We start from the raw sequence: 22,591 nt of genomic DNA, 5'->3' as shown, positions 1-22,591 counted from the left end.
ATAGCGAGAGGGAAACGCCCGGTCACATTCCGAACCCGGAAGCTAAGCCTCTCAGCGCCGATGGTACTGCAAGGGGGACCTTGTGGGAGAGTAGGACGCCGCCGGACTTCTTTTCATGATGTGGCCATCGGCCCTCCATCGAGAGCAACAGCTCTCGTGAGGGCCGATGGCCATTTTCTGTTGCATCAGGGGCGCTCGAGGTCGACTCTGCTTCCCGTCCATGATGGACTGGGTGGAGCACACGGCCCGGGGTGCTTCATCTACACAACGACACAGCGGACGATCGCCGAGACACGAGTCATCGGCACGCGACGAGGAGCAACGGTGGCGAACGACGACGAACAGCGACGAGACGGCCGAGACGGAGACCGTCCGGATCGATCGCGACGTGCAGGCGACAGCGGTCGTTGGTCGTCTGGTCCTCGCGACTTCGAGCGTCGTGAAGGCGATCGCGCGGAACGTGGTGCTCCGCGCGGTGATCGTCCTCGCGATGAGAGCTCCGACCGCCGGCCGGCCGGCCGTGACTTCCGCGATGGTGGCGCTCGGAACGATCGTCCTTCGTGGCGCTCGGACCGGCCCGCATCCGACCGCCCTCGTCGTGATGGTGATCGTCCGTTCCGTGGGAGCGATGACCGTCCGCGTCGTGATGGTGATCGTCCGTTCCGTGGGAACGATGACCGACCGCGCCGGGACGGAGACCGCCCGTTCCGTGGGAACGATGACCGTTCCCGTCGTGACGGGGATCGACCGGTGCGCAGCGGTGGCAATGACCGTCCGTTCCGTGGGAGCGATGACCGTCCGCGCCGGGACGGAGATCGCCCGTTCCGCAGTGGCGGCAACGATCGTCCGTTCCGAGGGAACGATGACCGTCCCCGTCGTGATGGTGATCGTCCGTTCCGTGGGAACGATGACCGTCCGCGTCGTGATGGTGATCGTCCGTTCCGTGGGAACGACGACCGTCCCCGTCGTGATGGTGATCGTCCCTTCCGTGGGAACGATGACCGTCCCCGTCGTGATGGTGATCGTCCGGTGCGCAGCGGTGGCAATGACCGTCCGTTCCGTGGGAGCGACGACCGTCCGCGCCGTGACGGAGACCGCCCGTTCCGCAGTGGCGGCAACGATCGTCCGTTCCGTGGGAACGATGACCGTCCGCGTCGTGATGGTGATCGTCCGTTCCGTGGGAGCGACGACCGTCCCCGTCGTGACGGAGATCGTCCCGTACGGAGCGGCGGCAACGACCGCCCGTTCCGTGGGAGCGACGACCGTCCGCGCCGGGACGGGGACCGCCCGTTCCGCAGTGGCGGCAACGACCGGCCGTTCCGGGGCAACGACGACCGTCCGGCCCGCGATGGTGGCGCCGAACGCAAGCGCTTCGGCGACGGCAACCGATCGGCCGGAGCGCGCTTCGGCGAGGCAGCCCGTGACGACTGGGAAGACCGCGACCCCTACGGCACCCGATCGATCCGCCCGCGCCACGACGACCCGGAGATCCCGGAGGAAGTGGATGCGCGTGACCTCCACCCCGCCGCTCGTGCTGAGCTCAAGACACTCAGCAAGGACAACGCCGACTGGGTCGCGCGACACCTCGTCACCGCGGCGCTGCTCGTCGACTCGGACCCGGAAGAAGCGAACCAGCACGCGTTGAGCGCAGCCCGGCGTGCCGGCCGGGTGGCCGTCGTCCGGGAGACCGCGGCGATCACGGCGTACCGCCTGGGTGACTTCGCCACGGCCCTCCGTGAGCTCCGCACGTACCGACGCATCTCGGGTCGGAACGACCAGCTCCCGATGATGGTGGACTGCGAGCGTGGCCTCGGGCGCCCCGAGCGTGCACTCGAGCTCGGGCGCTCCGTCGACCGCGCCGCACTCGAGACGCCGGTGCAGGTCGAACTCGCGATCGCGATGTCCGGCGCTCGGCTGGACCTCGGGAACCCCACAGCCGCGCTGGGTGAGCTGGAGATTCCACAGCTCGACCCCTCGACCGCCTACAGCTGGTCGCCGGCGCTCTACAGTGCTTACGCGGCCACGCTCGAGGAGCTCGGTCGCCAGGACGAGGCCGACGAGTGGTGGGCCCGGGTCGACCGCGCGGCCGAAGCCCTCGCGGAAGCCGCTGAAGACGATGCTTGGGAGACAGTGGATGTGGTCGAGGAAGCGATCGAAGTCGACGAGTTCGACGAATCCGGGGACGACGGATCCGGGGACGACGAGTCCGGAGACGACGAGTCCGTCGAGCTCGACGACGCCGAGCTCGACGACGCCGAACTCGGCGACGCCGAGCCGGGCAACGGGTACGTCAGCACCCTCGGGGACGACGACCTCGACGACGACACCGACGACGACACCGACGACGACCTCGACGACGACGACTCCGACGACGCCGCCGACCAGCCCGGAGAGATCGACGAGGACAACCCCCGCGACATCGACGGCTCCGCAGCCGGCTGAGTCACCGCGCACTCCGGTCGACGGCATCGACGTGGTCCTGACGGACCTCGACGGTGTCGTCTACCGGGGTCGGAACGCGATCCCGCACGCCGTGGAGGCCCTCACCCGGGCGGCGGCGTCGGCGCGCGTCGGCTACATCACCAACAACGCCTCGCGCCGTCCGGTGGACGTCGCCGAGCACCTCGAGCGGTACGGGCTCCAGGTCACCGCTGACGACGTCGTGACGTCCTCGCAGGCGGGGGCGCGGTTGCTCGCCACGCTGGTGCCGGCAGGTTCGACCGTGTTGGTGATCGGTGGGCTGGGACTCACGACGATCGTCGAGCAGGCGGGCTTCGTGGTCACCGACAGTGCGGACGACAGCCCCGCAGCGGTGATCCAGGGGTTCTCGCCGGACCTCGGGTGGCAGCAGCTGGCCGAGGCGTCCTTCGCGCTGGCGGATGCCTCCGTGCCGTGGGTCGCGACCAACATGGACTGGTCGATCCCGGTCGAGCGCGGCATCGCGCCCGGCAACGGCACCCTCGTCGCGGCCGTGCACCAGGCCGTCAGTCGCATGCCCGTGGTGGCGGGGAAGCCCGAGCGACCGATCTTCGACGCCGCCCTGGCACGGTTCGGCGGCGGACGACCGTTGTTCATCGGTGACCGTCTCGACACGGACATCAAGGGCGCGAACGACGCCGGCATCCCGAGCGTGCTCGTGCTCACCGGCATCGACCAGCCCAAGCAGGTCCTGGCCGCGGATCAGCGCTCGCGGCCGACGTACGTGCTCAAGGACCTCCGGGGACTGCACGAGCCGTACCCGGTGACCATCCGCAGTGAGGACCCGGACGGCACCCGTCGGGTCACCGTGGGGGAGTCGACCGTCTCGATGCGCGGGCACGTCGTCCGCGCCGAACAGGTGGGACCGGACGAGATGGACCTGTTGCGCGCCGGCGCGACCGCGATCTGGGACTCCGGCCTGGCGATCTACGGCCTCGACGTGGACCCGGCGCTGTACGGCGGCGAGTAGCGTGTCGGGCGTGGAACCAGCCCGGACGGACGACGCGACGGGCTCTGCCCTCCCGGCCTCGTCGGGCGGTGTGCCAGCGGTCCCTCAGGCTGTCCCCGGGCCATCGCGATCGATTCCCGGTGGGTCTCGCAGCGGAGCGGCGACCGAGGAAGCCGAGAGCGTCGGGCGCCGAGCTGTAGAGGTGGAGCGTCTTCCACTGGCTGACCGCGCGGACGCGTTCGCAGCGCTGCACGACGAACTCCGGACCCGACTCGAACAGGGCGGGGATGCTCGTGTCTGACCACGACGCCGCCGTGGACCCGGTGACGACGCCGGTCGGCACGATGCGCCTCGACGCCGCGATCCCGGCGCGGGGTCTGGCGCGCTCCCGGACCGCAGCGGCCGCCCTCATCCAAGCCGGTCGTGTGACGATCGACGGGGTCCCGGTCGTGAAGGCCTCGACCCCGGTCACCGCCTCCGCGGACATCGTGGTGGACGCCGAGGACGAGTGGGTCTCCCGCGCCGCGCTGAAGCTCGTCGGCGCGCTCGATGCATTCGGCGTCGATCCGAACGGCCGGACCGTGTTGGACGTGGGCGCCTCGACCGGCGGGTTCACACAGGTGCTGCTGGCACGGGGAGCCGCGCGCGTGATCGCCCTGGACGTGGGTCACGGTCAGCTGGCGCCGGTGATCGCCCTGGACGACCGGGTCGTCGTGGTCGAGGGGGTCAACGCCCGGAACCTCACGAGCGCCGACTACCTGGCCCTCGACCCCGCTGCGGAGCGCACCAGCCTGGTGGTGGGGGACCTGTCGTTCATCAGCCTCCGCATGGTGTTGCCCGCACTGGTCGAGGCGGTCCAGGCCGACGAGTTCGTCCTCCTGGTGAAGCCGCAGTTCGAGGTCGGTCGGACCGGCATCCGTGAAGGGATCGTCCGGGATGCGTCGTTGCGCCAGGACGCGCTCATGAACGTCCTCTGGACTGCGTGGGACCTGGGCCTCGGAACGGCGGGGTTGGCACCGTCGCCGATCGTCGGTACCCACGGCAACCACGAGTACCTCGCGCGTCTCCAGCGAGGTGCCGGGGAGAACCCGACAGAATGGATCCTCCGGGCGACGGAACTGGCGGAGGGAGCTCCATGAGCGACGAACGACACATCCTGCTGGTCTCGCACACCGGACGGCGCGACTCGATCGACGCCGCGGTCGAGGTGTGCGACATCCTGCACGATGCCGGCGTGACCCCGGTGATGCCCTTCGACGAGTACGCCGACATCCGTCGGGCCGAAGCGTCGGTCGGTCAGGTCGACATCCTGGGCGTCGACGTCCGTCCCGACGAGATCGAGATCGTCATCGTCCTCGGCGGTGACGGGACGATCCTCCGCGCCGCCGAACTGGCGCGAGGCACCAAGGCCCCGATCGTCGGCGTCAACCTCGGTCACGTCGGCTTCCTCGCCGAGAGCGAGCGCGACGGCCTGGCCGAGACGGTCGAGCGCGCCCTGACCGGCGAGTACAAGGTCGAGGAGCGCGTGGCCCTGCAGGTCGACGTCGTCGTCGGCAACGAGATCGTCTACTCCAGCTGGGCGCTGAACGAAGCGACGGTCGAGAAGGCCTCCCGTGAGCGCATGCTCGAGGTCGTCACCGAGGTCGACGGCCGGCCGCTGTCCTCCTTCGGGTGCGACGGTGTGGTGTTCTCGACCCCGACCGGTTCGACCGCGTACTCCTTCTCCGGCGGCGGTCCCGTGGTGTGGCCCGACGTCGACGCGATCCTGATGGTGCCGCTGAGCGCACACGCCCTGTTCTCCCGTCCGATCGTGGTCGGACCGGATCGGGTCCTCGCGGTCGAGGTGCTGCGCCGGACGAGCGGTGTGGGTGTGCTGTGGTGCGACGGGCGGCGGACGCACGATCTGCCTCCCGGCGCTCGGGTCGAGGTGCGCCGGTCCCCGGAGCCGGTGCGTGTCGCCCGGATCAAGGACGCCGCGTTCGCCGATCGTCTGGTGGCGAAGTTCCGTCTTCCGGTCGCCGGGTGGCGCGGGCCGCAGCGTGACGACGAGGACGTGTGAGGCGGCCGTCCAGCCGCACCGGCCGGTCCCGCACGGCCCACGAACACGACCGACCCCCACGAACACGACCGACCCCCACGAGCACGACCACCGGCACGAACACGACCACCGGCACGAGCATGAGCAACGGCACCAGCACGAGCACCGGCACCACGACGTGAACCAGCAGCAGGAGCACATCCAGTGATCGAGGAAATCCGCATCTCCGACCTCGGCGTGATCGGCGACGCCACCCTCGAGCTCGGCCCCGGCTTCACCGTCGTCACGGGGGAGACCGGCGCCGGGAAGACGATGATCGTCACCGCGCTCGGCCTGCTCCTCGGTGCCCGTGCCGACGCCGGCTCGGTCCGCCGCGGCGCGCCGAACGCCGTCGTCGAAGGACGCTGGCAACTCCCCGACCACGCGGCCGTCGCCGAGCGGGTCGAGGACGCCGGTGGGACCGTGGAGGACGGCGAACTCATCCTGACCCGCACGGTCTCCGCCGAGGGCCGCAGCCGCGCGACCGTGGGCGGCCGCAGCGCTCCGGTCGCGGTGCTCGGCGAACTGGCGGACCAGCTCGTGACCGTGCACGGACAGTCCGACCAGATCCGGCTGACCTCCGCGGTGGCGCAGCGGGCGGCCCTCGACGGCTTCGGCGGCGCGGCGGTCGAGAAGGCCCTGGCGAAGTACGTCGCCGTGTACGACGCGTGGCAGCAGCACGCCGGTGACCTCGAGACGCTGACTCGCGACCGCGACGAGCGGCTCGCCGAGGCCGGGCGCCTCCGTGAGGCCTCGGCCGAGATCGAGGCGGCGGACCCGCAGCCGGGCGAGGACACCGAGCTCGCCGACCGTGCCGAGCGGTTGGGGAACCTCGAGGACCTCCGGCTGTCCGCAAGCCTGGCGCACGAGGCGGTGTCGAGCGAGTCCCTCGACGGTCCGGACGTCATCGGTCTCGTCGAGTCCGCCCGACGCGCGATCGAGCGCGTCGCGGGCGTCGACCCGGCACTGCAGCCCGTGCTCGAGCAGCTCACCGAGCTGGGGATCCAGGCGAGCGAGGCATCCGCGTCGCTGTCGAGCTACATCGGCTCCCTCGAGCCCGAGGCCGGCCACGACCTCGAGCTCATCAACGAACGCCGGGCACTGCTCGCCGGGTTGATCCGGAAGTACGGCGAGAGTGTCGAGGACGTCATCGCCGCGGGGCAGCGGGCGTCCGACCGACTCCTCGAGCTCGACGGCGACGACGACCGCATCGTGCAGCTGCAGCAGGCGGTCGAGGCCGACCGGGCAGCGCTCGAGGCGGCCGGCGCTGCGCTCACGAAGGTACGGACGAAGGCGGCGACGGACCTGGCGAAGCGGGTCACCGCGGAGCTGAAGAGCCTCGCGATGGCCGGTGCGACCCTGGTGGTCGAGGTCACCGACGCGGGCGAGTTCCGGCGACACGGGCGCGACCAGGTCGCGATCCTGCTGCAACCGCACTCGGGCACCGACCCGCGGCCGATCGGCAAGGGGGCGTCCGGCGGCGAGCTCTCACGCGTGATGCTCGCGATCGAGGTCGTGATGGCCGGCAGCACCACCGTCCCGACCTTCGTGTTCGACGAGGTCGACGCGGGCGTCGGTGGTGCCGCGGCGATCGAGATCGGTCGGCGCCTGGCGGCGCTCGCCGAACGGACGCAGGTCATCGTGGTCACGCACCTGGCGCAGGTGGCGGCGTTCGCGAACAACCACCTCAACGTCGTGAAGGACGCCAGCGGTGCGGTGACGTCGTCGAGCGTCCGCCGCCTCGAGGGCGACGACCGCCTGCAGGAGATGGCACGGCTGCTCTCCGGACTCGGCGACAGTGCCAGCGGCATGGAACACGCACGCGAACTCCTCGAGGTCGCCGGCCGCTCCGCATGACCCTCCGGCACGACAGCCGGGAGGCACGCCCCGCCTCGGCGAGCACGCCCCGCCCCGACGAGGACGCCCCGCCCCGGCGAGCACACCGCGGACGCAACGCGCCCGGCGAACGCGGGTCGCGCCTCCCGGCACTTCTGACGTACGATGGAATCCCGTGGCGGACACTCTCAGCGGCGGAACCAATTCTTCGAACGCGACCCCGAAGGTGACGAAGCAGATCTTCGTGACCGGCGGGGTCGTCTCGTCTCTCGGCAAGGGCCTGACGGCGGCCAGCCTCGGCAACCTGCTCACGGCGCGCGGCCTCAAGGTCGTCATGCAGAAGCTCGACCCGTACCTCAACGTGGACCCGGGCACGATGAACCCGTTCCAGCACGGCGAGGTCTTCGTGACCGACGACGGCGCCGAGACGGACCTGGACATCGGGCACTACGAGCGCTTCCTCGACATCGACCTGGCGCAGTCGGCGAACGTCACGACCGGGCAGGTCTACTCGACGGTCATCGCCAAGGAGCGTCGCGGGGAGTACCTCGGTGACACCGTCCAGGTCATCCCGCACATCACCGACGAGATCAAGCGTCGGATGCGCGAGCAGTCCGAGAACGACCCCCAGCCCGATGTCATCATCACCGAGGTCGGTGGCACGGTCGGTGACATCGAGTCGCAGCCCTTCATCGAGGCGGCACGGCAGGTGCGGCACGAGCTCGGTCGGAACAACGTGTTCTTCGTGCACGTCTCGCTGGTGCCGTTCATGGCGGCCTCGGGTGAGCAGAAGACGAAGCCGACGCAGCACTCGGTCGCGCAGCTCCGCTCGATCGGCATCCAGCCGGACGCCCTCGTGCTCCGCTCGGACCGCCCCGTCTCGGACGCGAACAAGCGCAAGATCGCACTGATGTGCGACGTGGACGAGGACGCCGTGGTGAACGCGGTCGACGTCCCGTCCATCTACGACATCCCGACGATGCTGCACGACCAGGGTCTCGACCAGGTCATCATCGAGGCCCTCCGCCTCGAGGCGCACGACGTCGACTGGTCTCGCTGGAACGGTGTGCTGACCGCGGTGCACGAGCCGAAGAAGGCCGTCACGATCGCCCTGGTCGGCAAGTACATCGACCTGCCCGACGCGTACCTGTCGGTGACCGAGGCGCTGCGTGCCGGTGGCTTCGCCCACACCGCCAAGGTGACGCTGAAGTGGGTCGCCTCGGACGAATGTCTGACTCCCGAGGGCGCCGCGAAGAACCTCGGCGATGTCGACGGCATCTGCATCCCGGGCGGGTTCGGGATCCGTGGCATCGAGGGCAAGCTCGGTGCGCTGAAGTTCGCGCGTGAGCAGAACATCCCGACGCTCGGCCTGTGCCTCGGTCTGCAGTGCATGGTCATCGAGTACGCCCGCCACGAGGCCGGCCTGCTCGACGCGTCGAGCACCGAGTTCGACCCGGAGACCTCCACCCCGGTCATCGCGACGATGGCCGAGCAGGTCGACATCATCGCTGACGGTGACCTCGGCGGCACGATGCGCCTCGGCATGTACCCGGCGAAGTTCCTCGAGGGCTCCCTGGCCGCCGAGCTGTACGGCGCGGACGAGGCGTCCGAGCGTCACCGTCACCGCTACGAGGTCAACAACCACTACCGCGAGCAGATCGCGGACGCCGGCATGGTGTTCTCCGGCACCTCGCCCGACGGCACCCTGGTGGAGTACGTCGAGTTGGACCGTGCGGAGCACCCGTTCTACATCGGCACCCAGGCGCACCCGGAGCTCCGGTCGCGTCCGAACCGCGCGCACCCGCTCTTCGCGGGCCTCGTCGGTGCGGCGATCGAGCGCAACGAGTCGACGCGCCTGTTCGACCCGGAGACCGAAGCGGTCGCCTGATCCGACAGGTCGCGGTCGCGACCACGCGTGTGACGGGAGGCTCTCCACCAGCTGGTGGGGAGCCTCCCGTCCGTCATCCGCCGATCTGGACGCGCGTCGACCACGGTGGGGCAGGATGGCGAGGTGACTGACGCACCGATCGCCGACGAATCCGCCTCCTTCCACGTGACCGCCTCCGAGCGGGTGTTCGAGGGCGCGGTCTGGGACATCACCCGCGACACCGTCGACTACAACGGCAAGGACATGGTCCGCGAGTACATCGACCACACCGGTGCGGTCGCGGTGTTCGCGGAGGACGAGGACGGCCGCGTCCTCGTCATCCAGCAGTACCGGCACCCGGTGCAGCTGCGCGACTGGGAGCTGCCGGCCGGACTGCTCGACCACGAGGGTGAGGACCACCTGACCGCCGCGAAGCGCGAGCTGGCCGAGGAGGCCGACGTCGAGGCCGACGACTGGCAGCACCTGGTGCGGTACAACACGTCCTCGGGTGGGAGCAATGAGTTCATCGAGGTGTTCCGGGCGACCGGCGTGCGGGCGACCTCGTCCGCGTTCGAGCGGGAGGCCGAGGAGGCCGACATCGAGATCCGCTGGGTGCCGCGTGCCGAACTCGTGGCCGGGATCCTCGAGGGGCGCCTGCACAACTCGGCGCTCATCGTGGCGACGCTCGCGGTGGAGGCGGCCGAGCGCCGCTAGCGACCTCGGCCGTCCCGCGCCGCAGTAGCCTCGTCGGGTGATGCCGTTCGAGCGTGCCGTGCAGGACTACCTGCGGCACATCGCCATCGAGCGCGGCCTGTCGCAGCACACCCTCTCGGCGTACCGGCGCGATCTCGCGACGTTCGGTGCGTGGATCGGCACGCAACCCGTGGTGGAGTCCACCGGGGCCGACCGCGCCGGCGGGGCAGGGGTCCTCGAGGACGTCGGACGCCTGGCGCGAGCGGACCTCGCCGGGTTCGTCCAGTACCTGACCACGCGACCGGAGGGGCCGCTGGCGCCCCGCTCGGTCGCGCGGATGCTCAGCTCGGTGCGCTCGTTCTCGGCGTTCGCCGCCGGCGAGGGGTGGCTGCCACTCGACCCCGGAGCCTCGGTCCGCCCGCCGAAGGCCCCGATGCGCCTGCCGAAGGCGATCTCGGTGCACGACATGGAGCGGCTGATCGGGTCGGTCGTCGGCGACGATCCCGTGCAGCTGCGCGATCGGGCGCTCCTCGAACTGCTGTACGCGACCGGTGCCCGCATCTCGGAGACGGTGGGCCTCTCGGTCGACGACGTGACCACGCTCGCTGACGTGGACGGAGCCGCGGACGAGGACACCGACGTCTCCGTGGTGCGGGTCACCGGCAAGGGGAACAAGCAGCGCATCGTGCCGCTCGGCAGCTACGCCCGGGCAGCGGTCGACGCGTACCTGGTGCGGGCGCGGCCGGTGTTCGCCGCCCGGGGGGCCGGGACGCCCGCGCTGTTCCTCGGCGCGCGGGGCGCTCGACTGTCGCGGCAGAGCGCCTGGCTCGTCATCCAGGCGGCTGCGGACCGGGCCGAGCTGACGGCGCACGTCTCACCGCACACCTTCCGGCATTCCTTCGCCACGCACCTGCTCGAGGGCGGCGCGGACGTCCGGGTGGTGCAGGAGCTGCTCGGACACGCGAGCGTCGCGACCACGCAGATCTACACGCTGGTGACGGCGGACATGCTGCGCGACGTGTACCAGACGGCACACCCGCGGGCGCGGCGGTAGGGATCGCGGCGCTGCTGGGAACGTGGGACCCTGGGCGCATGGACCTCGAGGTGGGGCCGGGGCTGACGATCCCCGAGTCCGAACTGCAGTGGCGGTTCTCGCGGTCGTCCGGCGCCGGTGGCCAGCACGTCAACACGTCCGACAGTCGCGTCCAACTGACGTGGGACGTCGCCGGGTCGCCGGTGCTCAGCGACGAGCAGCGGACGCGCATCCTCGAGCGGGTCGCCCGGCGCACGGCCGCGGGGACGATCACCGTGACGGTGTCCGAGCGGCGGTCGCAGTTGCGCAACCGTGAGGCCGCCCTCGACGCGCTCCGTGGACTCCTGCGGGACGCGCTCGCCCCGCCCGGCCCGCCACGGCGCGCGACCCGCCCGACGCGTGGCTCGCAACGCCGCCGCCTGGCGGGCAAGCAGCAGCGGTCTGCGACGAAGCAGCAGCGTCGGCGGCCGTCGGAGGACTGATCGACGCCTGACGGCCAGGCAGGCGCCGGGCTCAGAACAGGTGCAGGTGCCCGTTCGCAGCGACGACACCGGTCGCGACGGCGAGCACGAGCGCGGACGCTCCGATGCTCTGCCCGACGACCCGCCAGGGACCGGTCGCGCCCGGACGCACCAGCGCGATCAGGCCCGCGGCGATGCCGAGCAGGCTGCAGAGCCCCCACGGGTTCATCACGAGGGACACGATCGCCGCCACCACGGCGAGGACCGCGAACACGCAGAACCATCGGTCGGTGCTGCCGTACGCCCACGAGCGGGCCTCGACGGCGCGGGCCGACGCCTCGACGGAGAAGGCCGGTCCGGCGGGCATGGCGGTGAGGACGGACACGATCGGGTCAGGTGCCTCGCGGGGCAGCACCCGGGTCGCCTCGCCCCAGGCGTGACCGTCCCACCACCGCAGTCGTGCGGTGTCCTGCGGGTCCGGGAACCAGCCGGCGGCCGGCAGCGTCACGGGGAACTCCTGGTGTGTGCGGGTGTCGTCAGTGCCTCTCGACGCTACCTGGCACGTGCCGACGCCGCTGCCCCAGACCGGGTGTCGGCAGAAGGGGGGACCGGGATGCCCGGCCCCGCCTCAGACCGCCGCCGGAGCGGCGTCCACCTCGGCGAAGACGTCCTTGACGGCGGCGAGCAGCCGGGCGTTGAAGTCCACCCCGAGCTGGTTCGGCACCGTGACGAGGACCGTGTCGGCAGCCCGGACGGCCTGGTCAGCGGCGAGCTCCGCGACGAGCTGTTCGGGTTCGCCGATGTACGAACGGCCGAACCGGGCGAGGCCCCCGTCCAGGTGCCCGACCTGGTCCTGCCCCTCCACCTGTGCGCGGACGCCGAAGTAGTGGCGCGACTCGTCGTCGATGATCGGGATGATGCTGCGGCTGACGCTCACCCGGGGTTCGTGGTCCCAGCCCATCTCGCGCCAGGTGCTGCGGAAGCGCTCGATCTGCTCCGCCTGCAGCTGGTCGAAGGGCACGCCGGTGTCCTCGGTCAGCAGGGTCGACGACATCAGGTTCATGCCCTGCTCGGCAGTCCACTCGGCGGTGGCCCGGGTGCCGGCACCCCACCAGATGCGCTCGGACAGGGTGTCGGACCACGGCGTGATCGCGAGCGACCCGACCGCACCGGTCATCTGCGGGTTCGCGTTCGCCATCGGCTCGCCGGCGATCGCGCGGCGGAAGACCGCGGTGTGGTCGCGGGCCAGGTCGGCGCCGTTCTCGTCGTCCGCCTCCGGCACGTAGCCGAACGAGCGGTAGCCGGCGAGGGCAGTCTCGGGTGACCCCCGGCTCACGCCGAGCTGCAGTCGGCCGCCGGAGATGAGGTCGGTGGCCGCCGCCTCCTCCGCCATGTACAGCGGGTTCTCGTAGCGCATGTCGATCACGCCGGTGCCGATCTCGATGCGGCTGGTCCGGGCGGCGATCGCCGACAGGAGGGGGAAGGGCGCGGCCTGCTGGGGTGCGAAGTGGTGCACGCGGAAGTACGCACCGTCGACGCCCGCCTCCTCGGCCGCCACGGCGAGGTCGATGGCCTGCACGAGCGACTCGCGCCCACTGCGGACCTTCGACCCGGCGACGTCACGCCAGTGCCCGAAGGAGAGGAACCCGATCTTCGTCATGTGCATGCGAACGCATCCGGGTAGAGGTCCATTCCGCGGACTACCGTCGGCGGCATGGACTTCGAGCCGCGGACCGCCCTGCAGGCTGAACGGGCTCGCGCGAGCAAGCTGCTGGTCGACGTCGAGCTGAGCATGCAGGACGTCAGTGACGCCCGGGACGGCGCGAACACGGACGACGAACACGACCCGGAGGGTTCGACGCTCGCCTGGGAGCGCGGGTCCCTCGGCGCGGTGCGGGACGACGCCCGCCGGCGCGTCGAGCAGGTGGACGCAGCCCTCGGACGCCTCGACGCCGGGACCTACGGCCGCTGCGCCGTGGGCGGGGAGCCGATCCCGGAGGCGCGCCTGGCCGCCGTCCCGTGGGCGGCGACGTGCGTCGTGCACGCGTGACGGGCCTCCCGTCCGGACCGGAGGCGCGGGGTTCGCAGGAGCACGTGACGCGATGCGCCGTCCACACCGCGCACCGACCGGTTCCGCCGCGGTTTCCCAGGCGCGCGCCCTAGCGTTCCGACATGCACGGCGACCCGACTGAGCCTCCCCGGAGTGGCGTTCCCGACGCGTCCGCGGCGACATCGTCCACGGACCCGGGTGACGGCGGACGCCAGCGCTTCCAGTGGTTCCGGGACATGCGCACCTGGATCCACGCCCGCCCGCACGTGCACCTCTTCTACAAGGTCCTGGTCGGGATCGTCGGTGGTCTCATCGTCGTCATCGGCCTGATCCTGGTGCCGCTGCCGGGTCCGGGATGGCTCGTGGTCTTCGTCGGCCTGACCGTGCTGGCGAGCGAGTTCCACTTCTTCCACCGGATCATCACGTGGCTCCGTGCGAAGCTGCACCGGTTCTGGGACTGGGCGAAGCGCCACGCGCCGTCGAAGCGGATGCGTGACGCGGCGGACCGCGGCAAGGCGGACGTCGACGCCGCGCACGCCGAGGCACACCGGAACGTCGGGGTGCGGCCGCGCGGTCGGACCGCGCGTCCCGGGCACTAGCGACCAGGACCCTCACCGGAGCTCGCGTCAGACCGTGCGGACCGAGCCCGTCGCCGTCAGTTCGACCGCTTCCGCCGCGGCTTCCTCGGCCTGCGCGGCGTCCTTCGACGTGACCTGCAGCACGAGGGCGACGACCGCTGCCAGGACGATGAACGCGCCGTACCCGGCGAGCACCGGGACGAGGCCGAGCGACGGCTCGAGGAACCCGCCGACGACGCTCGGGACGCCGAAGGCCAGGTAGCTCACGACGTAGATGGTGGACAGCAGGCCCGCGCGGTGCGTGGGGGCGGCGGTGGCGAGCAGCATCCGGAGCGGTGCCTGGAAGCCCGCGCCGAAGCCGACACCGGCGATCGCACTGCCCACGACGAGGCCGGGCAGCGACGGCACGAACACGAACGTGACGGTGACGACCGGTCCCAGCACGAGGGCGACGAGGCCGATCAGGACCGCCTTCCGCGTGTCCATCCGCTGGATCACCAGTCCCGTCAGTGCACCGACGCCGGTGACGACGGCGATGAGGGCGCCCGCGGCGAAGTGGTTGTGGATGCCGAAGACCACGCCGAGCGCGGACGGGACGAGGGACAGGAACAGTCCGCCGAGCGCCCAGCTGGACACGAGCGATCCGGCGACGCTCCGGAACAGCCGACGGGAGGCCCGTGGAACCGACACCGTGGGACGGAGCGACCGCAGGGCCCCGGGTCGACGGACGACCTGCTCCGGGACGACCGCCAGGGCGACGACGAGCAGCACGAGGAGCGACCCGAACAGCACGTAGACGAGCTGCTCCGGCGCGGGACCCCACTCGACGAGGGCGCCGCTCGACAGGGCACCGGTGGCGAGGGCGATCGGCGGGATGACGCCGTTGAGGACGCCGGCGAGCGAGGGGTGCCGTTCGAGCGAGTTGTCGATGAGCGCCGCGCCGAGCGCGCCGATGAGCAGCCCCACGGAGACGCCCTGCACGATGCGGTCTACGATGAGCGCGCCGAGCCCGTCGGCGACGGCGAAGAGGCCCAGCGAGACGGCGACGCCGAGGCCGCCGACGATCAGGACGGGCTTCCGACCGACGTGGTCCGACAGTCGTCCGGCGACGAGCAGGCTGAGCAGCAGTCCGGCGACGTAGATCGCGAACACGGCCGTGAGCATCAGCGGGGTGAGGTGCCACTCGGCCGCGTAGACCGGGTAGATCGGGGACGGCACGGCCGACGAGGCGACCGAGACGAGGAGCATCGTCGCGAGGATCCAGAACCCTGCGACCGAACGTGGTGACTGCATGGCCGTCCCTTTCGTTGTACGAGTGCATTCGTACCGCACGCGCCCAGTACGACGCAACTCGTACTGGCGGGCCCGGGGTGGTACCGTCCGTGCATGCCCGAGCGCACCGACGGAGCCGAACTGCTCCCGCAGCACAGCCCGCTGCCGCAGCCCACGGTCGGCGAGATGGACCTCCCGACGGTCCTGGACGCCCTGTCCGACCCGATCCGGCTGTCGATCCTGCACCGCTACCTGGTGGACGGCGCGGGCGAGGAACGCTCCTGCGGGTGGGTCGGCATCGACCGGCCGAAGTCCACGCTGACGCACCACTTCCGGGTGCTCCGTGAAGCCGGTCTGCTCGAGCAGCACCTCGAGGGACTGACCCGGGTCAGCCGCGTCCGGACCGACGAGGTCCAGCAGCGGTTCCCGGGCCTGCTCGACCTGGTCCTCGACTGGCAGGTGCCCGCCGGCCTGGTCCGTGCCGAGGCCCTGGCATGAGCGGGGAGCGCACAGCCGCGGACACGCTGCCCGACGTCGTCGCCGAGCCCGCCGTCACCTCGGCGCTCGCCGCGGACCTGACCACCGCCGGCTACTCCGTCGAGGGGGTCGACGCACTCTGGGGGACCGAGGCGGCCGCCGCCCTGCATCGCGGGGTGCGCGTCGCCGCCCGTCGGGCCCTCGCCGCCCGCCCGACGACACCGCTGTCCACCATCGCCACGCTCTTCGTGCTCGGCCTGCCGGTGCCGCGGGCCGATGCCTCGGCCGCGTTCCCGTCCGCCAGCGTGGACTCCTTGGTCGCGGCCGGGGTCCTGCGCGTCGACGGGGACACCGTCGCTGCCGCCGTCGACCTCCGCCCGTACGCGTTCGTCGACGACCTGGGCGCCGGCAGCTGGTGGATCGTCTCCGACCTCGGTGAACTCGCCCTCGGACACGCCATCAGCGAGGAGCACGTCCTCGGCGTCGGCGGGGCCACCACCACGTTGAGCGGCCTGCAGCTGCCCGTGCCGGTGCGGCGGGTGCTCGACCTCGGCACCGGGTGCGGCATCCAGGCGATGCACGCCCGACGCTTCGCCGACCGGGTCGTCGCCACCGACATCTCACGACGGGCGATCGACATCGCCCGGTTCAACGCGCAGCTCAACGGCGTCGACGGCATCGACTTCCGTCTCGGCTCACTGTTCGAACCGGTCGCGGGGGAGCGGTTCGACCGGATCGTCTCGAACCCGCCGTTCGTCATCACGCCCCGCCGTGCGGGCGTCCCCGCCTACGAGTACCGGGACGGCGGCATGGTCGGCGACGCCCTCGTCGAGACCGTCCTCCGCGGGCTGGCCGAGCACCTCGAGCCGGGCGGCACCGCACAGCTGCTCGGCAACTGGGAACACCGGTGGGGGCACGACGGACTGGAGCGCGTCCGCTCCTGGTTCGCCGACACCGACCTGGACGTGTGGGTGGTCGAACGGGAGCGCGAAGACCCGCCCGCCTACGCCGAGACCTGGATCCGCGACGGCGGCACGAAGCCCGGCACGCCCGTCTTCGACGACCTGGTCGACGCCTGGCTGGACGACTTCCGCGACCGCCACGTCACCGGGGTCGGCTTCGGCTACGTCGTCGTCCGGTCCGGAGGCTCGCCCGACCTCCACCGCTTCGAACGCCTCCCACAGGTGCTCGGCTCCAACCCCGTCGGCCTCGGCGCGACGATCGCCCGCGTCCTGGACGCCGTCTCCTGGCTCGCCGAGCGTGACGACGACGCGTTCGCCGCCGCGCACCTCCGCGTCGCCGGCGACGTCACCGAGGAACGGCACTACTGGCCGGGCAACGACGACCCCACCGTGATGACGCTCGTGCAGGGCGGTGGGTTCGGCCGACGGGTCGACGCCGACACCGCGCTCGCCGCGTTCGTCGGTGCCGCCGACGGTGAGCTGACGGTCGGCCAGATCATCGGCGCGATCGCCCAGTTGACGGGTGTCGACGACCAGGCGTTGACCGCGGACCTGCTGCCACGCCTGCGCGACCTGGTCCTCGACGGCCTGCTCCTCCCCGCCTAGATCCGCGGAACGCAACGTCGGCGGCCCCACGCAACGGAGTACCGCTGTGAGTCGCCGCCGACGTTGCGTTTTGCGGAGGGGTCAGGTGCGCCAGGTGTGCTCGGGCGCGTAGCCGAGGAGCTCGCGGGCCTTCTCGGACGACAGGAGCGAGCTGACGCCGTCGATCTCGGCCCGGCGCTCGACGTCCGGCAGGAACTGCTCGACGAGCTCCAGCGTCGGGGTGTCCATCACGGTGTCCGGGCTGGCGATGATGAACGCCTCGAACCCGGTTAACTCGCTCTCCACGGCCTTGCGGACTGCCTGGGCGCCGTCGCGCGAGTCGATGTAGGACCACAGGTTGAACGTCTTCGCCTCCGGGGTGGCGTCCCACGGGAACGCCGGGTAGTCGGTCTCGTCCATCACGTTCGAGAAGCGCAGCCCGATCATCTTCAGCTGCGGGTCCCAGCGGGTGAAGTGGCGCGCCATCTCCTCCTCCACCGCCTTGCCGAGCGAGTACGACGACTGCGGGCGGACCGCGAACTCCTCGTCGACGGGCAGGTAGGGCGGGTGGTGCTCGCCCATCGGGATCCCCAGCAGCGTCTCACTGGAGGCCCACACGACGTTCCGGATGCGGGCCGCGCGGGCAGCGTGGAACACGTTGATCGACGCGGTCACGTTGTTCGTGATGAGTGCGACGTCGGGCACCTGGCCCGGCGCGGGGACGGCGGCGAGGTGCACGACCGCGTCCACGGAGTCGTAGCGGTCGTCGACGCCGAGGAACGTGTTGAGCACCTGCCCGTAGTCGGTGAGGTCCGTCCGCACGAACTGCACCCGCTCGGGCTTGTCCGGGGAGGCCACCCGGTCGAGGAGCACGACGTCGTACCCGTGCTCGTCGAGGTCGCGGACGACCGCCCGTCCGAGCTTGCCGCTGCCACCGGTCACCACTACACGCGTCATCGCGTCACTCCACCTCGTCGTCGAGACCCGGGTCGGGTCACGCCCATCCTGCCCTGCCGGTGGTGGACGCAGCCAGGTACGGGCGGTACCGGCCGGGCCGGGGGCGGGCCGACGACGTCCGTGACCCTCGGACTGGAGCGCGTCAGGAGGCTGTGATTCCGTCCACTTTCCGCACCGTGCCCGGTCGCATCGGTACGATCGGAGGTGCGCCAGTCGGCTGGTTACCGTCGGCGCACGCATCGATCAAGGACTGCCGAGCGAGTGTCGCGGCCTCCTGATCCGGCCGATGACGCCCCGGTGGTCCTGATGCGTCCTGATGCGCCCCCGCACTCGTTGCGGGGGCGCATCCTCGTTCCCGCGGCGGCACGGCCTCGTTCCCGCGGCGACACGGCCTCGTTCCCCCGGCGGCACCGTGGTCGTGCGGAGCGGATTCGCCACGTGTGACAAAAGCGGATTCGCCACGTGTGACAAAAAGGTGCACAGGTGGAACGATGAGTGCACCATCGGGTTCGGATCAGGAACGCCGATGGTCGTCCGGCGGTGCAGCCCACGGAACTCACCGGCCCGTGGGCCCCGCTGGACGCTGAGGCCGGACGGCGCCCCGGGTGCCGGAAGGCCGGGGCCGGGCGCAGGGTGCCGGTGCCGCTCGTGGGTGGTCAGACGGCGCGGACCGCCGGTGCGATCTCCTCCGCGACGATGCGCAGGATCCGCTCGTGGGAGGCGCTGTCACCGTTGGCGGGCAGGGTCACGACCAGCTCGTCGGTCGCCGCCACGGCCGGGTCGGCGCGCAGGGCGTCGACGATGGCTGCCGGCTCACCGGACAGGACCCTGCTGAAGCGGAACGGCGGACCCGACAGCGGTCGACCCTCGTCGTCCATGCCGGACGCGTACCCGGTGAGGAACTCCCGGTGGACGTCGCGGTCGTGGTCATCGAGCAGCGGGACGATGATCCGGCCGACGGCGACCTTCGACTGTCGGTGCGGGTGCAGTTCGGCGAACCGGGAGCGGTACGCGGCGATCTGGTCGGCCTGCGCTTCGGCGAACGGCGCGCCGGTGTCCTCGGTGTTCAGCGTCGAGCAGTGCAGCAGCAGGCCCTTCTCGGCCGTGCGGACCGCGGTGCCCATGCTGCCGCCGCCCCACCAGACGCGGTCGAGCAGGCCGGGGCTCTGCGGTTGCAGGGTCAGTTCGGCGTCGGCGGGGATGCTCTCGTAGCCCGTGCCGGCCGAGCCGAGGGCGTCGCCGTGCAGGACCTCGAGCAGCCGAGCCGCGCGTGCCTCGGCTTCGTCGCGGAAGGACCGCTCGGAGCCGCCGAACACCGGGTCCAGGATCGGGCCGTAGCCGGCGATGCCCGTGCTGATGCCGAGCTGCACCCGGCCACCGCTGAGCAGGTCGACGGTGCTGGCGTCCTCGGCCAGGCGCACCGGGTCCTCGTAGCGCATGCCGAGCACTGCGGTGCCGAAGCCGATCGTGCTGGTCCGCTGGGCTGCGGCGGCGAAGAACGTCATCGGGCTGGTGAGGAAGGGCTCGAAGTGCCGGCCGCGGACCCAGCCGGTGCCGTAGCCCAGGGCTTCGGCGGTCTGGAAGAGCTGCAGTCCGTCCTCCAGGGCGCTCGCGGCACCGGGAGCACCGCCGTGGTTCGGGACGAAGGAGAGGAATCCGAGTTCACGCACACGGCGAGTCTATGCGAGCGCATGGATATGCGGGAGGTGCGGGCCGTGTCAGGCGTGGGGCTGGGAGGATGGGCACATGACCGACGTCACCACCGCCCCTCCGCTCGTCGCCGCACTGCCGGCGGCCGAGGGCGGTGTCGTCGATCCGGACGCCGTCTACCTCGCCTTCGCCGAGTGGGCGGCCTCCGGCGGACGTCCGCTCTACCCGGCGCAGGACGAAGCCCTCATCGAACTCGTCTCCGGTGCCAACGTCGTCCTGAGCACCCCGACCGGCACCGGCAAGTCCCTCGTCGCCGCCGGTGCGCACTTCGCCGCGCTCGCGGAGGGCAAGCGCAGCTACTACACCGCGCCGATCAAGGCCCTCGTGTCCGAGAAGTTCTTCCAGCTCGTCGACCTGTTCGGCGCCCAGAACGTCGGCATGGTCACGGGCGACTCCGCCGTCAACGCCGACGCCCCGATCGTCTGCTGCACCGCCGAGATCCTCGCGAACCTCGCGCTCCGCCAGGGTCCCGACGCAGACGTCGACGTCGTGGTCATGGACGAGTTCCACTTCTACGGCGACGCCGACCGGGGGTGGGCGTGGCAGGTGCCGCTGCTCGTGCTCGAGAAGGCGCAGTTCCTGCTGATGTCCGCCACCCTCGGCGACGTCACCACGATCGCGGACGACCTCTCCCGGCGTACCGGTCGGTCGACCGCACGGGTCACCGGTGTCTCGCGCCCCGTGCCGCTCGAGTACGAGTACGTGATGACCCCCGTGCAGGAGACCGTCGAACGGCTGCTCGACGAGGGCAAGGCACCCGTCTACATCGTGCACTTCGCCCAGGCCGCGGCACTCGAGCGGGCGCAGGCACTCATGTCGGCGAAGGTCGCTTCACGGGAACGCCGAGACCAGATCGCCGAGGCCATCGCCGGCTTCCGCTTCAGCGCCGGGTTCGGGCAGACCCTGTCACGCCTGATCCGGGCGGGCATCGGCGTGCACCACGCCGGCATGCTGCCGAAGTACCGGCGCCTGGTCGAACAGCTCGCCCAGCGTGGCCTGCTGCCCGTCATCTGCGGCACCGACACCCTCGGCGTCGGCATCAACGTGCCGATCCGCGTCGTCCTGTTCACCGGTCTGACGAAGTTCGACGGCACCAAGATGCGCCAGCTCTCCGCCCGCGAGTTCCACCAGATCGCCGGTCGTGCCGGACGTGCCGGGTACGACACCGAGGGCGACGTCGTCGCAGAGGCACCCGAGCACGACATCGAGAACGCCCGCGCGGTCGCCAAGGCCGGTGACGACCCGAAGAAGAAGAACAAGATCAAGCGGAAGAAGGCACCCGAGGGCTTCGTGTCCTGGGGTCAGGCGTCGTTCGAACGCCTGATCGCCGCCGAGCCCGAGCCGATGGTGTCCCGGATGCGGATCACGCACGCCATGGTGCTGTCCGTCGTCGCCCGCGGCGGGGACGCGTTCGAGGACGTCCGCTCCCTCGTCTACGACAACCACGAACCGCGTGCCCGTCAGCTCGCGATGGCCCGTCGGGCGCTCACGATCGCGCGGACGCTGATCAACGCCCGTGTCATCGAGAAGGTCGACGGCACCTACCGACTGACCGTCGACCTGCAGGCGAACTTCGCGCTCAACCAGCCACTGTCACCCTTCGCGCTCGCCGCGTTCGAACTGCTCGACCCGGAGTCGCCGACCTTCGCCCTCGACATGGTGTCCATCGTCGAAGCGACCCTCGACGACCCGCGCGCGATCCTGTCGCAGCAGCAGTTCAAGGAACGCGGCGAGGCGGTCGCCCGGATGAAACAGGAGGGAATCGAGTACGACGAGCGGATGGAGCTCCTCGAAGAGGTCACCTGGCCGAAACCGCTCGACGAACTGCTGACCGCCGCGTACGAGAGCTACGCCGACGAACAGCCCTGGGTGCTCGACTTCTCGCTCTCCCCGAAGTCCGTCGTCCGGGACATGTACGAGCGGGCGATGACCTTCGGGGACTACGTCCGCTTCTACCAGCTCACCCGCTCCGAGGGCCTGGTGCTGCGGTACCTGTCCGACGCCTACCGCACCATGCGGCAGACCATCGCGGACGAACACCGCACCCAGGAGCTCGACGACATCATCGAGTGGCTCGGCGAGCTCGTCCGCCAGGTCGACTCCTCGCTCGTCGACGAGTGGGAAGCGCTGATGAACGGGGACATCGCGCTCGCCGAAGCGGAGCACGAGGAGATCGCGCCGCCGCAGCCCGCCCGCCTGACCGGCAACGTCCGGGCCTTCCGGGTCCTCGTGCGCAACGCCCTCTTCCAGCGGGTGCTGCTGGCCGCCCGGGACGACATCGAAGGACTCGGCGAACTCGACGCCACCGCCGGGTTCGACCAGCACGCGTGGGACAACGTGCTCGAGGAGTACTACGACGAGCACGACACGATCGGCATCGACGCGGAAGCCCGGTCCATGCAGTACCTCGTGCTCTCCGAACAGGGGCGCTCCTGGCGTGCGCGGCAGATCTTCGCCGACCCGGCGGGCGACAAGGACTTCGGCTTCTCGGCGACCATCGACCTCGACGCCTCCGACGACGCCGGCGAGGCCGTGGTCCGCGTCACCGAGATCGGACGCTTCGACGGGTGGGCCGAGGTCGACGTCGACTGAGCCAGAACACGCGG

Annotated in this window: 19 protein-coding genes and 1 rRNA gene; 15 read left to right on the top strand and 5 right to left on the bottom strand. The window is 71.0% G+C overall.

Features of this window, described 5'->3' with window-relative positions; genetic code table 11:
* The 10 genes from rrf to arfB form a co-directional block, all read left to right on the top strand.
* A 5S ribosomal RNA gene (gene rrf, locus DEJ31_RS14375) occupies window positions 1-107 on the top strand; the annotation flags it as partial.
* A gap of 1,393 nt (window positions 108-1,500) precedes the next feature.
* Window positions 1,501-2,442, top strand: coding sequence for a hypothetical protein (locus tag DEJ31_RS14370; RefSeq protein WP_111122194.1), 942 nt, complete (start codon window positions 1,501-1,503; stop codon window positions 2,440-2,442).
* A 31-nt stretch (window positions 2,443-2,473) separates the two neighbouring features.
* On the top strand, window positions 2,474-3,448 hold the full coding sequence (locus DEJ31_RS14365; RefSeq protein ID WP_258366320.1) for an HAD-IIA family hydrolase: 975 nt from the start codon (window positions 2,474-2,476) through the stop codon (window positions 3,446-3,448).
* Between the two features lie 323 nt (window positions 3,449-3,771).
* Window positions 3,772-4,566, top strand: a complete 795-nt coding sequence (locus DEJ31_RS14360) for a TlyA family RNA methyltransferase (RefSeq protein ID WP_111122193.1) — start codon at window positions 3,772-3,774, stop codon at window positions 4,564-4,566.
* Window positions 4,563-5,486, top strand: a complete 924-nt coding sequence (locus tag DEJ31_RS14355) for an NAD kinase (protein WP_110904138.1) — start codon at window positions 4,563-4,565, stop codon at window positions 5,484-5,486. Before DEJ31_RS14360 ends, DEJ31_RS14355 begins: the two co-directional genes overlap by 4 nt.
* Before the next feature lie 183 nt (window positions 5,487-5,669).
* The gene (gene recN, locus DEJ31_RS14350; RefSeq protein WP_111122188.1) at window positions 5,670-7,361 is read left to right on the top strand and encodes a DNA repair protein RecN; all 1,692 of its coding nucleotides are present in this window, start codon (window positions 5,670-5,672) and stop codon (window positions 7,359-7,361) included.
* 154 nt (window positions 7,362-7,515) lie between these two features.
* Entirely contained in the window at window positions 7,516-9,228 is a 1,713-nt protein-coding gene (locus DEJ31_RS14345; protein WP_110904140.1) for a CTP synthase, read from the top strand.
* A gap of 123 nt (window positions 9,229-9,351) precedes the next feature.
* A complete protein-coding gene (locus tag DEJ31_RS14340) occupies window positions 9,352-9,921 on the top strand; it encodes an NUDIX hydrolase (RefSeq protein ID WP_181421607.1) in 570 nt (189 codons plus the stop codon).
* A 40-nt stretch (window positions 9,922-9,961) separates the two neighbouring features.
* On the top strand, window positions 9,962-10,954 hold the full coding sequence (locus DEJ31_RS14335; protein WP_110904141.1) for a site-specific tyrosine recombinase XerD: 993 nt from the start codon (window positions 9,962-9,964) through the stop codon (window positions 10,952-10,954).
* Between the two features lie 38 nt (window positions 10,955-10,992).
* Complete coding sequence (gene arfB, locus DEJ31_RS14330) at window positions 10,993-11,415, top strand: alternative ribosome rescue aminoacyl-tRNA hydrolase ArfB (protein WP_110904142.1); 423 nt, start codon at window positions 10,993-10,995, stop codon at window positions 11,413-11,415.
* A gap of 31 nt (window positions 11,416-11,446) precedes the next feature.
* On the opposite strand, the gene DEJ31_RS14325 is transcribed toward arfB, so the two are convergent.
* Together DEJ31_RS14325 and DEJ31_RS14320 are read right to left on the bottom strand one after the other, a co-directional pair.
* Entirely contained in the window at window positions 11,447-11,902 is a 456-nt protein-coding gene (locus DEJ31_RS14325) for a DUF2510 domain-containing protein (protein ID WP_111122187.1), read from the bottom strand.
* Window positions 11,903-12,022: 120 nt separating this feature from the next.
* Window positions 12,023-13,060: an LLM class flavin-dependent oxidoreductase gene (locus tag DEJ31_RS14320; protein WP_111122186.1), complete on the bottom strand. Its 1,038-nt coding sequence runs from the start codon at window positions 13,058-13,060 to the stop codon at window positions 12,023-12,025.
* Between the two features lie 48 nt (window positions 13,061-13,108).
* Between DEJ31_RS14320 and DEJ31_RS14315 the strand changes: the two genes are divergently transcribed.
* Both DEJ31_RS14315 and DEJ31_RS14310 read left to right on the top strand, forming a co-directional pair.
* Window positions 13,109-13,444, top strand: coding sequence for a TraR/DksA C4-type zinc finger protein (locus DEJ31_RS14315; RefSeq protein WP_110904145.1), 336 nt, complete (start codon window positions 13,109-13,111; stop codon window positions 13,442-13,444).
* A 122-nt stretch (window positions 13,445-13,566) separates the two neighbouring features.
* Window positions 13,567-14,043 (top strand): TIGR02611 family protein, encoded by a 477-nt coding sequence (locus DEJ31_RS14310; RefSeq protein WP_258366319.1) that lies wholly within the window; start codon window positions 13,567-13,569, stop codon window positions 14,041-14,043.
* Between the two features lie 27 nt (window positions 14,044-14,070).
* On the opposite strand, the gene DEJ31_RS14305 is transcribed toward DEJ31_RS14310, so the two are convergent.
* Window positions 14,071-15,315: an MFS transporter gene (locus DEJ31_RS14305; protein ID WP_111122185.1), complete on the bottom strand. Its 1,245-nt coding sequence runs from the start codon at window positions 15,313-15,315 to the stop codon at window positions 14,071-14,073.
* A gap of 93 nt (window positions 15,316-15,408) precedes the next feature.
* Here DEJ31_RS14305 and DEJ31_RS14300 point away from each other — a divergent pair, with 93 nt between their 5' ends.
* Both DEJ31_RS14300 and DEJ31_RS14295 read left to right on the top strand, forming a co-directional pair.
* Window positions 15,409-15,792 carry a helix-turn-helix transcriptional regulator gene (locus DEJ31_RS14300; protein WP_111122184.1) on the top strand — a complete coding sequence of 128 codons (384 nt, stop codon included), beginning with the start codon at window positions 15,409-15,411 and terminating at the stop codon, window positions 15,790-15,792.
* Window positions 15,789-17,339 carry a class I SAM-dependent methyltransferase gene (locus tag DEJ31_RS14295; protein WP_111122183.1) on the top strand — a complete coding sequence of 517 codons (1,551 nt, stop codon included), beginning with the start codon at window positions 15,789-15,791 and terminating at the stop codon, window positions 17,337-17,339. Before DEJ31_RS14300 ends, DEJ31_RS14295 begins: the two co-directional genes overlap by 4 nt.
* A gap of 81 nt (window positions 17,340-17,420) precedes the next feature.
* Here DEJ31_RS14295 and DEJ31_RS14290 read toward each other — a convergent pair whose 3' ends face one another.
* On the bottom strand, window positions 17,421-18,275 hold the full coding sequence (locus tag DEJ31_RS14290; protein ID WP_111122182.1) for an NAD(P)-dependent oxidoreductase: 855 nt from the start codon (window positions 18,273-18,275) through the stop codon (window positions 17,421-17,423).
* A gap of 656 nt (window positions 18,276-18,931) precedes the next feature.
* Complete coding sequence (locus tag DEJ31_RS14285; RefSeq protein WP_111122181.1) at window positions 18,932-19,945, bottom strand: LLM class flavin-dependent oxidoreductase; 1,014 nt, start codon at window positions 19,943-19,945, stop codon at window positions 18,932-18,934.
* 76 nt (window positions 19,946-20,021) lie between these two features.
* Between DEJ31_RS14285 and DEJ31_RS14280 the strand changes: the two genes are divergently transcribed.
* Window positions 20,022-22,577, top strand: coding sequence for an RNA helicase (locus DEJ31_RS14280; protein ID WP_111122180.1), 2,556 nt, complete (start codon window positions 20,022-20,024; stop codon window positions 22,575-22,577).
* The last annotated feature ends 14 nt before the right edge of the window (window positions 22,578-22,591 follow it).

It is taken from the genome of Curtobacterium sp. MCPF17_031 (assembly GCF_003234035.1).
GTDB lineage: Bacteria > Actinomycetota > Actinomycetes > Actinomycetales > Microbacteriaceae > Curtobacterium.
Note: the sequence above shows the minus strand (reverse complement) of the source record. Positions and strands in the feature narration are given on the sequence as shown.